Raw genomic sequence first — 12,039 nt, 5'->3', positions numbered from 1 at the left:
TTCAATACGACTCATGATTTGGTTTCAATATAAATTTTCGGTGCTCTTTTTAGCACGTAGTGCTAGGCCAGTATTTTTGCTAGCAATAGTAACTACACCCTATAAAATAGATCTATTGACACCATTCATATTGGTATTGATACATATATTTAGCGCAATCGTTTGCTTTTTCAGTGGCAGTCCATTCTAGTTCTGGTATTATGCGCCCATATTTTGAAGCCTCTACCAAGGAATGTCTCGATGAGTCTCTCTGATCAAGTTCTCGCTGTTAATGATGATCTTCCAATCCGTACCAACAAACCTGTTCATAGTGGAAAAGTACGTTCTGTGTACTGGTTAACTGAAGAAGATAGCCAGCGATTAATCAAAGAAAAAAACTACAATGTCGCACCTGACGCGCCACTTGCAATCATGGTAATCAGTGACAGAATTTCAGCTTTCGATTGCATTTGGGAAGCGGAAGGTGGATTGAAGGGTGTTCCTGGCAAAGGAGCAGCACTCAACGCTATCTCAAATCACTGGTTTAGACTCTTTAAAGAGAATGGCCTCGCTGAAAGTCATATATTGGATATCCCGCACCCATTTGTTTGGATAGTCCAAAAAGCAAAACCAGTAATGATTGAAGCAATTTGTCGACAGTATATTACCGGTTCCATGTGGCGAGCTTATGACAAAGGCGAAAATGAATTCTGTGGCATTCAGCTTCCTAAAGGTTTAGAAAAAGATAAATCACTGCCCGAGCTTCTTATTACACCGTCAACCAAAGGTGTTCTTAAAGGAATACCAAATGTTCCTGAAGCTGATGACGTTAATATCTCTCGGCAAGACATAAAGGACAATTTTTCCGCCTTCAACTTCTCTCAATCTAGCGATATCAAAACCTACGAGAGACTACTTAAAGAAGGGTTCAATGTCATTAGTTCTGCGTTGGATGATGTTGGTCAAATATTTGTCGATACTAAATTTGAATTTGGTTATGTCATTGACCGTCACGAGAATGAGAAACTCATCTACATGGATGAAGTCGGTACGCCTGATTCGTCCAGAATTTGGGATAAAGCAGAGTATCGAAAAGGAAATATCGTAGAGAACTCTAAAGAGGCTTTTAGACAGTTCTTACTGAACTATTTTCCTGACCCAGATATCTTATTAAATAAAGCGCGCATGGATGAACGATTTGCACTCGCAAGGAACAATAAATTGCCAATCGAAGCGATGACTAATGTGTCAGAAGTCTATATCGGTATCGCTGAAAAAATAACGGGTCAAAAAATTCACATGAGTGATAACCCGAAGAAAGAAATTATTGATGTGTTACGAGCAGATTATGATCTGATAACCGATTAAAACATAATGTGACGTTAACAACTGAGATGAAAAAGGGACGCGATTGCGTCCCTTCTATTATATTTGGACGAGTAACTCATCTTGAGTTGTATGCTTAACTTGTGCATTAGTGTATTTGACTATTTTTTCTATTTGAATCTCATCAAGTTCATAAGGCATCATTAATCGGATCTCTTTTATACCTTCATGCTTTGCTAGGTTAATCAGACTAATTAGATTTGATTCATCACTACTCTGCGCTGAGAGATTATTAAAGGCTTGGTCCCACAATCTATCTTCAGGTTTTCTAGCTTCATCAATATTGCTTTTCCAAACGGTACCAAAGATAGGCGAAAAAAATCCCATCGCCTCGATAAAGGTCCACTTTTTTTTACAACTAGCACCTAAAAATGATGTGTAATCAAATACAGCTGATATCGTTTCTTGCTTTTCCATTATGCCCCCCAAGCGATAGCGGTAAAACAACAGTACTACTATTCAACACCTTCGCTCAGTTAGCAATAGAATATAGTACATTGTTCTGTTCTCATGAGCTGAATCTCAGTTAAAGCATACTAAAACCAAGGTTTTAACAAAAAAACTACAGTTATGAGACCTATCGCATTACGCCCTGTAATATTTACCCACTAAATACAGTTCTAATAATAATAGGACATCAGGCGGGCAAAATACTATTTCAGTTTAGATTAATTAAACTGATAGTTTACTGTTTAAATAATTATATAAACGAACAATTTTCAGCTAATTAATCATTATTTAACTGAACAGTTTATGTTTGATTACTATTATTTGATGTCTACTATTCGACTCGATTTTTTATACTTAATACGCCATCCAGACCAGATTGGCAGCTCCCACCGTTTCGGTTCGCTTTTACGCAACCCACTCTCATACAAAATGTATACCCGTTTTTTGCTCGGCACATATTCTACTTTTAGATGTAGGTCTCCAAGGTTAAGACGAAATGGGTACTTTTGCGAAAAATCATCATATTCCCAATAGGGAATCCCTTCAAAAAGAAGGTCATCTTCACAGAAAAGTAATAATTCATCTAGCTTATCAACACCGAGATCCTTTAGCTGACGAATAAACCAATCTTCAAATGTCAGTGATTGCGGACCAGAATATCTCTCATCCAAGCCTAGTTCTGTAAAAAGGCACCAATGATCAATCTCTTGTCTGCGTTTATTTGCAAAACCTGGAAGCACTTTCTGTTTCAAAACGGCTTCTAATAATGGCTTTAGCAGTAAATCGCCCTCGGGCTCTACGAGTCGATTCATGATTTCTCGTCCTGCAAATACCAGCGATAACTGACTATATAATTGACCATCGACGACAGTCGTCTTACCTTGTTCCCATTTCCCTAACCCCAATCTGGCGAAAAGATTTAAAGGAATAGGTAACATCACCGTTGCCAGATTGAGTGTCTGTTTGATCCCTTTTCCGGGCAGGCTGTGTTGGTCCAAGACTATCGCAGCCTCATCACCATCAGAAAATCGACTGTTTCGCGCAGGAACCATCTCTATAAGACCATTGCCTAGTGCTTGTCGCCTTTTTTTTCGTCTAACAAATACCAATTCAGGATGGTTCTCTGCTATTGCTGAAACAAATTCGACCCGCTTAAAACGAGAGGCGACTTCAAGCTCTGGTAAATGAAATACGCGACGCATTTGCTGAGCTAACCTCCTCGCCTCTTTAACTGCATCCATCTCTAATTGAATATTGTCTTGGATATCTCCTCGCACAATCTTTATCAAGATCTCAGCATCGCAGCTATTGGGTTCCCATTGAGCAATTTTGTTTAAGCCGTGTTCATCACTAGGCAATTGGTAGAGCGCTGCCGACACTGAAAGCGCCGCCGCTAGATCGAGCATAGCTTCTTTTGTTGCCTTACAAGGCATTCGAGTTAATAGGTCGGCATATAACGTGTCTATCGGTAGCGGGTAAAGCCGTCTTCCATGCTCAGTAACCACCCCGTTGTCATCGATCGCGGCCATTTTTAACAATACTAATTTTGCTTGCATCAGCGATTTTTCGGGAAGAACATCTAGGAAAGTGAGTTCACATAACTCAAATCCACAGCAGGCGGACGTCAACATGGCCTCTGACAACTCTTCGCGCAGTAATTCTGGTGGCGTAACCAATTCCAATGGAGCATGTTCTCCATAAAGACGAATGCACTCACCATCCATCACACGCCCTGCTCTACCCGATCTCTGTTTCGCACTCGCTTTTGAGATGCTTTTTAAACTCAATACAGTACGACCATTACGTTGCAATGTTCTTCGTTCTAAACCGGTGTCAATGACCAAGGTAATATTAGGTATCGTCAACGACGTTTCAGCAACGTTTGTGGCCACCACGATCTTCTTCTTATTCAACTGTGTTAATGCTCGATGCCGTTCATTGTCAGAAACCGATGCGTGCAGCATCACCACCTCGACATCGTCTAACTTAGACAATGATTGGACACATTGAGTGATTTCGTTTCTGCCCGGCATAAAGACAAGTATGTCTCCAGGGGTGTCTTGGTAAACCGATTTCACACAATTCACAGCATTCTGAACACAATTTTTGTTGTCTGGTAGATAGTGTGAATCTAAGCTCCTATAAACTAATCTCACATTATATTGACGGCCTTGTGCAACTAATCTCTTCGCCCCGATATATCGTGCAAGCTTATCTCCTTCGATGGTTGCGGAGGTTATAATCAGTCGGTGTCCTTGTGTTTTTTGTAATAAAGCGACGAGCAGATCGGTGTCCCATCGTCTTTCATGGAATTCATCAACTAACACGATGTCAAACTCTGCTAATCTATCGTCATAAAACCACCGTAATGCAACTCCGGGGGTAACAAAAACGATGTTGGTCTCTATGCTAAAGCAAGATTCAAGCTTTATTGCATAGCCAATATTACCCCCCAACGTTGAACCATTTTGTTTGGCTAAATAAGTCGCAAGCGAGGTACAAGCTATTCGCCTTGGCTCTATGACCAGCACGCGGCCATGTTCTGATGCCCATAAAGGAAGTTTGGTTGATTTTCCAGAGCCCGTTTCTGCTTCAACGACGATATGATGCTTTGGTAAAATCTGTAAAAATTTACTTTTAATGTTGTCGATTGGGAGCGATAGCATGGTCTATTTCAAAGAGGTGAGGATGCATGAAGGACTACTATACCGATTTTATACAATGAGAAAAATCAATTCAACACAAGACAATAGATTGATATTTGATAGAATCCTATTATTAAAAATACGTTAGGTTAAAAGTTAAGCCATGTTTGACATTTTTGCTCCAGTCGGAAGGCACATCGTCCCTTATATCCCAGAGATTTCTATCGCCTTTATTGCATGTATGCTGGTTATTTTAGGCGGAGACATTAATCGTCTACTAAGAAAAGTGATGGTCCGACAGCATTTTGTTGTGCGAACGTTCGCATTTGTACTGCTGAACGCATTTGGTTATGGCTTGTTAATAGTAAAGGCTTCACCTTACCTATCTTTGTGGCTAAAGACTCTAAATACTGGACTCTTATTGGTATCTATCGTTTCATGCTTTATTGTCATTGGTATTTGGGCACAAAGGCAGCGCCATGTATGATTTACTAATAGGAAAGATTTAATTTGTTTGGGCATTTTTCGAACGCAACTAAAAAGAAGGCAAGTAAACCAAGGTCTTTACGTGGCAGAACATCTGCAAGGGCCATTATATTAGGCGCAACTGCGCTCTGTATTGCTTTTGTCTTGGCTTTGGTCTTTGTTGACCGCGTATTTAGTTGGTCAACAAAAAACGACATCTATACCGAACCCTCTCATTTACCGAATTATGATGTCGCATTGGTCTTAGGCACAAGTAAGTACTTGGGAAAAGTACTGAACGACTACTATGCGAATCGAATTAACGCCGCCATTACTTTATTCAAAAATGATAAGGTCGATGCTTTTCTACTTAGTGGCGATAATGCCCATCGTTCATACAACGAACCATGGACAATGAAAAGAGATCTACTGAAAGCTGGCGTACCTGAGGAAGCTATCTACCTTGATTACGCGGGGTTTAGAACGTTGGACTCTATTGTTCGCGCAAAAAAAATCTTCGACGCCGATGAGTTTATTATTGTCACTCAAAAATTCCACTGCGAGCGAGCACTGTTTATAGCGGAGTATTACGATATTGAAGCGGTGTGCCTTGCCGTTCCAGGCCCAAAACAGCACTCTGGCTTAACGGTACGGTTTAGAGAAGTTTTTGCTCGAGTCAAAGCGCTACTAGACCTTTATATATTTGAAACTCAGCCGAAGTTTTTAGGCCCCAAAGAACCTATCAAACATAATGTCACGAGCGCCAAAGTCGATAAAAAACTGGAGATAAAAGTAGGAACTTAAGACAGATCATTAATTTGTCCGTTAGACATCCAATCCTTCACTTTTTCCCCTTGCCCAATAACTTAGCGTCCTATACTAAAAAGTGAGCGACAGAGCGAAAGGGGCGAACAATGAAGAGTCTTACGTCTGAAAAAATAAACAGTTATATAAACAAAAATACCGTTATTATTCTGGCCGACATTTGTCTGTTTATCTTCATGCTCAACTCTCTACCATTTGAAACAAGCGTAGTGCACGGGTTGAGTATCCTTATATTTATCGCCATTCTTTGGTTAACCGAAGCACTACACGTCAGTATCACCGCCCTTCTCGTACCCGTATTAGCCGTAGTATTCAATATATTCGACACATCAAAAGCCCTTAGTTATTTCTCTAGCTCTATTATTTTTATTTTTCTAGGCGGTTTCGCCTTAGCGGCCGCTCTGCATAAGCAAAAAATTGATAAGGCAATTGCGGACCAAGTATTGATTGCGGCAAAAGGTAAAATGTCCGTCGCCGTATTGATGTTGTTTTCCGTTAGCGCAGGACTCTCAATGTGGATATCAAACACTGCGACCATTGCCATGATGCTTCCTCTTGTTTTAGGTGTAATGAGCAATGTCGATGAGAAAAAGTACAAGAGCACCTATGTCTTTGTTTTATTGGGCATCGCTTACTGCGCATCTATAGGCGGTATTGCAACGCTTGTGGGGTCTCCGCCCAACGCAATTGCTGCCGCAGAACTCGGTTTAAACTTTACCCAATGGGTCGCTTTAGGGTTACCCGTGTCTTTGACATTGCTCCCAATTGCCGTCCTCGCTTTGTACCTACTTACTAAACCGAATCTTTCTCAATCATTTGAGATACATCACACCACGTTGGAATGGACGCCAAAGAGAAAACTCACTTTAGTTATTTTCGCATTAACCGTAAGCTTCTGGATATTCAGTCGGCCTATCAACGCCTTTTTAGGGGGGTACAGTAAATTCGATACCCTAGTCGCTATTGGTGCCATCTTATTATTAGGAAGTACCCGCGTGGTCGAATGGAAAGATATTGAAAAGACGGTTGATTGGGGGGTATTGCTGCTCTTTGGTGGGGGAATTTGCCTAAGTAATGTACTCAAAGAGACAGGCACGAGCGTTTTTCTCGCTAATGAACTCAGCGATGTACTTAGCCAAATGGGATTATTCATTACCCTCCTTGCCATTATAGCTTTCGTGGTATTTCTAACCGAATTCGCCAGTAATACTGCAAGTGCGGCACTTCTAATTCCAATATTCGCTAGTATCGCCGAAGTTCTTGGCGTGTCTCCCATTATTCTGTCAGTCATTATTGCTATATCTGCTTCCTGTGCCTTCATGCTCCCTGTTGCGACACCACCAAACGCCATAGTATTTGCCTCTGGTCACATAGAACAAAAGGATATGATGCGCGTCGGTTTCGTTTTGAATATCGTCTGTATCACTGTTTTAACCATCATTGCGCACTTTTTCTGGTGACTTAGAGACCGCGAGCCTGTGCTCATTTTGTCTATCGTCACTTTTCTCTTATAAAATATAACTATTAATTGCCTGTAATTGCTTTCAACACCTTAATTTATTCCCTACAATCACAATCAAAATTGATAACTATTTCGGAGTCAGCTCTATGAGCGAAGTTAAGCATAGCAAACTACTAATATTGGGCAGTGGTCCAGCAGGTTACACAGCGGCAGTATATGCCGCGAGAGCAAACCTAAACCCTGTTCTTATTACTGGTATACAGCAAGGTGGTCAACTTACCGAAACGACGGAAGTGGAAAACTGGCCTGGAGATGCTGAAGGCTTAACGGGTCCATCCCTGATGGAACGCATGAAAGAACATGCTGAAAAGTTTGATACCGAAATACTATTTGACCATATCCATACAGTGGATTTAGAGAACAGGCCATTCCGCTTAACTGGAGACAGTGCAGTCTACAGTTGCGACTCCCTGATTATTTCAACCGGCTCTACCGCAAAATATCTTGGACTAGAGTCTGAAGAAGCATTCAAAGGCCGCGGTGTATCCGCATGTGCGACCTGCGATGGCTTTTTCTATAAGAATCAAAAAGTAGCGGTTATTGGAGGAGGCAATACAGCGGTTGAAGAGGCCCTCTATTTAGCAAATATTGCGGCTGAGGTTCATCTAATACATCGCCGCGAAGGGTTTCGAGCTGAAAAAATATTGATGAAGCGCCTCCAAGATAAGGTGGACAATGGCAATATTGTCCTGCACACCAATCGTACTTTAGATGAAGTACTTGGTGATGATATGGGGGTTACTGGGGTTCGTTTACAAGATACCTTGTCCAATGCAAAAGAAGAGCTTCAGGTAATGGGGCTTTTTGTCGCAATTGGTCACCATCCAAATACGGGTATATTTGAAGGACAGCTCGAAATGAACAATGGCTATGTGGTCGTGAATTCGGGATTGAATGGCAATGCGACGCAAACCAGTATTGAAGGCGTATTTGCTGCCGGTGATGTTATGGACCAAAACTATCGCCAAGCTATCACATCGGCTGGCACCGGATGCATGGCGGCACTCGATGCCGAACGATACCTGGACGCACTAGCAGATGCCAATAAGTAGTCATTTATCTCTATTTATTGCATTAATTAACCGCTTTCTATCATAACCTTATAAACCAGCGGTATTCCCGCTGGTTTTCTTTTTGTATACTCTCTCTCTTATTCTAAATAACGAATGAATCTACAGATTTTTTTCTCATAAAATCTACAGGTCCAAATAAAGAAGCCTTATACGTAAATGGATAAAACAAAACAAAAAAACCTCAATAAGTGGCTGAAGCTTCAAGGTAAACTGGCTAAGCGATGGCTACTTATTAGCGTCTCTCTAGGGGTATTCTCTAGTATTGTCTTACTTGCTCAAGCAGGATTACTCGCATCAATATTGCATCAGCTTATTATAGAAAGTGTAGATAAGCATCAACTTGTCCCTTACTTCTTTGGCCTCGCGCTAACGGTTGTGGCTCGATCAGCCTGCACATGGGGAAGAGAGATCGCTGGTTTTCGCGCTGGCGAGCAGATTAGAATATACATTCGCCAACTTATCTTGGATAAGTTACGCGCTGTTGGACCGGCTTATATCAAAGGAAAACCCGCTGGTACGTGGGCAACATTGTTGTTGGAGCAGGTAGAGGATATGCAGGATTTCTTTTCTCGCTATCTTCCTCAGATGTCTCTTTCTGTGTTAATTCCTTTGGTTATTCTCGTTGTGGTATTCCCGACTAACTGGGCCGCAGGGTTAATTTTCCTTATCACCGCACCGTTGGTGCCATTCTTCATGGCATTGGTTGGCATGAAAGCCGCTGAAGCCAATAGAAAGAATTTTAAAGCTTTGCAACGTCTGTCAGGCCATTTTTATGACCGCTTGCAATCTATGACCACTATCCGCCTATTCAACAGAACAAAAGCAGAAGAAGAGACGCTTCACGGGGCTTCGGAGGTGTTTAGAACTCGAACTATGGATGTCCTAAAAGTCGCTTTTTTGTCGTCGGCTGTTCTGGAGTTTTTTACGTCTATCTCCATCGCGATTACCGCTGTTTACTTCGGTTTCAGTTACATTGGAGAGCTCAATTTTGGCTATTACGGAACCGGCATTACCCTATTTTCTGGTCTGTTTATTCTTATTCTCGCACCGGAGTTTTATCAACCTTTACGAGATCTCGGCACCTTTTATCACGCGAAGGCTCAAGCGGTAGGCGCGGCAGAAAGTATTGTGGATTTCTTAAATACCGAGGTGTCACATCAATCATCTGGACACGAACCTATTCGCGATGTTAATTCCATCAAAATAGAAGCATCTGACTTGGTCGTCAAAAGCCCTGAAGGATCAACATTGGTAGGGCCTTTATCATTTAGCATAGAACCAAACCAGATGACGGCACTTATCGGACCAAGTGGTGCAGGTAAAACCAGCCTTATCAACGCTATCCTCGGTTTTTTACCTTACGAAGGAAGTTTGAAGGTAAATAATGTTGAGATTAAGGATGCAGACCTTGTTCAATGGCGTGACCAGATCAGTTGGGTTGGGCAAAACCCGCTGCTTCTGCACGGCACTATTGAAGATAACATTACGTTAGGTAACAACAATGTTTCTGTTGAGCAACTTGATTCCGTTCTAAAAGAGTCCTATTCCGCTGAGTTTGTCTCTCAACATGGGTTGGATTATCAGGTCAGTGACCGATCTGGTGGCTTATCTGTAGGGCAGGCTCAACGATTAGCCCTAGCTCGTGCCATGTTGCAAAAAGGCAATTTTTGGCTATTGGATGAACCAACTGCAAGCCTTGACGCACGCAGCGAAAAGCTCGTCATGAAAGGATTAGAAAACAAGATCAACCAAAGCACAACTCTTATCGTTACACATCAACTTTCACAACTTAAAAATGTTGAACAGATTTTTGTAATGCAGGAAGGTTGCATTGTCGAATCGGGCTCCTATCAGGAACTCAAACAAAACCATGGACTCTTCGCTAGCATGTTAGATGCGAAAAACAGTGCACAAGAAGAAGGAAAAGGAGATCTCGATGCGTGAGTTATTGCCTTATATAAAGCTCTATAAAAAACATTGGTTCGGCCTTTCAGCAGGTATGCTGCTTGCGTTTGCGACCCTTTTCGCCTCTGTTGGGTTGTTGACTCTGTCTGGTTGGTTCATTTCAGCTTCTGCCGTCGCGGGCCTTAGCGTGGCGAGAAAAACCTTTAACTACATGCTACCCGGAGGTGCGGTACGAGGCTTGGCAATGGGCCGAACTGCAGGTCGTTGGGGGGAACGTGTCGTAAGCCACAACGCGACATTCAAGTTGTTAACAGAACTCAGGGTTTTCTTTTTCAAGAAACTTGCCCCGCTCGTCCCCGGTCGTATTGCCAATCTACGTGATGGTGACTTACTAAATCGATTAGTCGCCGATGTCGATGCGATGGATCATGTGTATCTTCGACTACTAAGTCCGGTTGTTGTGAGTGCGTTGGGCATTGCAACGCTTACTCTGTTTCTAAGTTGGTTCGACCTTACTTTGGGTCTTATTCTTGGTGCCATATTAATGTCATTATTGATTATCTGGCCCGTCGTCTTTTACAAGCTCGGTAAACACAATGGTCAGCAGCTCACCACCCAAAAATCCGATCTCCGCGTCGCCTCACTTGATTGGCTACAAGGACACAGTGAACTGGTTTTATTTGGTGCAGAAGAACGCTATCGAAATGCGATTCTTAATTCACAAGCTAAGCTGCTAAATAATCAATTCGTAAACGCAAATTTGACGGGCATGGCAAGCGGATTGCTCATGCTAGCGAATGGGCTGACATTGACACTGATCTTGTGGCTCGCAGCAGATGGTATTGGCGGTAATCCCCCCGGCCCGATGATCGCGTTATTTGCGTTTGCCACTATGGCCAGTTTTGAAATGTTAATGCCGATAGCGGGTGCATTTCAGTACCTAGGACAAACGCTCACCTCCGCAAGACGACTGAATGAAATCATCCTTGCTGAACCGGAAGTGACATTTCCTGAACAGGGAGAACTCAACTCAACAGAGTATGATATTCAATTTAATGATGTCAGTTTTCGTTATGATGATTCGGAACAATCCGTTATCAATAACCTCAACCTGCACATAGCCAGCAATACACGTGTCGCGATTCTTGGTCAAACAGGGTCAGGTAAATCCACCCTAATACAGCTGCTTTGTCGATATTGGGACACCACCGATGGGTCGATTTCTGTCGCCTCTACTCCCTTAAAGAAAGTGAGTGAGAACACGCTAAGAAACACTATCTCGGTCGTCAGCCAACGCGTCGATATTCTTAATGGTACGCTACAAGATAACCTCGCTATCGCGAAACCCGATGCTTCTGATGAAGAACTGGAATCGGTACTACAGAAAGTGGGGTTACAGGCGCTATTAGACGGTAAGAGTCTCAATACATGGTTGGGCGAAGGTGGGCGTCAGCTTTCCGGTGGAGAGAAGCGTCGTATCGGTATCGCAAGAGCCATTTTGCATAACGCACCAATCATTTTACTTGATGAGCCAACAGAAGGTCTGGACAAAAAAACTGAGCGTCAGATTATCACTTTGTTTGACAAACATTTCGAAGGAAAGACCGTAATTTTTATCACCCACCGTTTAGTTGGACTAGAGGCGATGAATCAAATATGTTTGATTGAAGATGGCTCTATTGTTGAACAAGGTACACATGATGATCTGATTGGTTTACAAGGGCGCTACCACCGCTTGCATCAAACCCTGTAATGACTATAAACGTATAGCCGTGACTGGTTTTAATCG

General features: G+C 42.3%; 9 protein-coding genes. 7 read left to right on the top strand and 2 right to left on the bottom strand.

Annotation, left to right across the window (positions count from 1 at the left end):
- Window positions 1-240: 240 nt before the first annotated feature.
- Complete coding sequence (locus IUZ65_RS07690) at window positions 241-1,347, top strand: phosphoribosylaminoimidazolesuccinocarboxamide synthase (protein ID WP_195703178.1); 1,107 nt, start codon at window positions 241-243, stop codon at window positions 1,345-1,347.
- Between the two features lie 57 nt (window positions 1,348-1,404).
- On the opposite strand, the gene IUZ65_RS07685 is transcribed toward IUZ65_RS07690, so the two are convergent.
- Window positions 1,405-1,782, bottom strand: coding sequence for a transporter (locus tag IUZ65_RS07685; protein ID WP_195703177.1), 378 nt, complete (start codon window positions 1,780-1,782; stop codon window positions 1,405-1,407).
- 350 nt (window positions 1,783-2,132) lie between these two features.
- Entirely contained in the window at window positions 2,133-4,481 is a 2,349-nt protein-coding gene (locus IUZ65_RS07680; protein WP_195703176.1) for a helicase-related protein, read from the bottom strand.
- A gap of 142 nt (window positions 4,482-4,623) precedes the next feature.
- Here IUZ65_RS07680 and IUZ65_RS07675 point away from each other — a divergent pair, with 142 nt between their 5' ends.
- From IUZ65_RS07675 to cydC, 6 genes are all read left to right on the top strand, one after another.
- A complete protein-coding gene (locus tag IUZ65_RS07675) occupies window positions 4,624-4,947 on the top strand; it encodes a DUF3392 domain-containing protein (RefSeq protein ID WP_195703175.1) in 324 nt (107 codons plus the stop codon).
- A gap of 104 nt (window positions 4,948-5,051) precedes the next feature.
- A complete protein-coding gene (locus IUZ65_RS07670) occupies window positions 5,052-5,729 on the top strand; it encodes a SanA/YdcF family protein (protein ID WP_443083737.1) in 678 nt (225 codons plus the stop codon).
- Window positions 5,730-5,839: 110 nt separating this feature from the next.
- Window positions 5,840-7,210 carry an SLC13 family permease gene (locus tag IUZ65_RS07665; RefSeq protein ID WP_195703174.1) on the top strand — a complete coding sequence of 457 codons (1,371 nt, stop codon included), beginning with the start codon at window positions 5,840-5,842 and terminating at the stop codon, window positions 7,208-7,210.
- A 148-nt stretch (window positions 7,211-7,358) separates the two neighbouring features.
- On the top strand, window positions 7,359-8,324 hold the full coding sequence (gene trxB / locus IUZ65_RS07660) for a thioredoxin-disulfide reductase (RefSeq protein ID WP_195703173.1): 966 nt from the start codon (window positions 7,359-7,361) through the stop codon (window positions 8,322-8,324).
- A gap of 177 nt (window positions 8,325-8,501) precedes the next feature.
- On the top strand, window positions 8,502-10,289 hold the full coding sequence (cydD, locus tag IUZ65_RS07655) for a heme ABC transporter permease/ATP-binding protein CydD (RefSeq protein ID WP_195703172.1): 1,788 nt from the start codon (window positions 8,502-8,504) through the stop codon (window positions 10,287-10,289).
- Entirely contained in the window at window positions 10,282-12,003 is a 1,722-nt protein-coding gene (gene cydC, locus IUZ65_RS07650) for a heme ABC transporter ATP-binding protein/permease CydC (RefSeq protein WP_195703171.1), read from the top strand. Before cydD ends, cydC begins: the two co-directional genes overlap by 8 nt.
- Window positions 12,004-12,039 lie beyond the last annotated feature (36 nt).

This window comes from Vibrio sp. VB16 (genome assembly GCF_015594925.2).
Taxonomy (GTDB): Bacteria; Pseudomonadota; Gammaproteobacteria; order Enterobacterales; family Vibrionaceae; genus Vibrio.
This window is presented reverse-complemented; position numbering and strand designations above follow the sequence as displayed.

Excerpts from the sequence above, each read along its gene's own strand:
- IUZ65_RS07675 (WP_195703175.1), top strand. The coding sequence starts at position 4,624 with ATGTTTGACATTTTTGCTCCAGTCGGAAGGCACATCGTCCCTTATATC.
- IUZ65_RS07685 (WP_195703177.1), bottom strand. The coding sequence starts at position 1,782 with ATGGAAAAGCAAGAAACGATATCAGCTGTATTTGATTACACATCATTT.
- IUZ65_RS07680 (WP_195703176.1), bottom strand. The coding sequence starts at position 4,481 with ATGCTATCGCTCCCAATCGACAACATTAAAAGTAAATTTTTACAGATT.
- IUZ65_RS07665 (WP_195703174.1), top strand. The coding sequence starts at position 5,840 with ATGAAGAGTCTTACGTCTGAAAAAATAAACAGTTATATAAACAAAAAT.
- cydC (WP_195703171.1), top strand. The coding sequence starts at position 10,282 with ATGCGTGAGTTATTGCCTTATATAAAGCTCTATAAAAAACATTGGTTC.
- IUZ65_RS07690 (WP_195703178.1), top strand. The coding sequence starts at position 241 with ATGAGTCTCTCTGATCAAGTTCTCGCTGTTAATGATGATCTTCCAATC.
- trxB (WP_195703173.1), top strand. The coding sequence starts at position 7,359 with ATGAGCGAAGTTAAGCATAGCAAACTACTAATATTGGGCAGTGGTCCA.
- cydD (WP_195703172.1), top strand. The coding sequence starts at position 8,502 with ATGGATAAAACAAAACAAAAAAACCTCAATAAGTGGCTGAAGCTTCAA.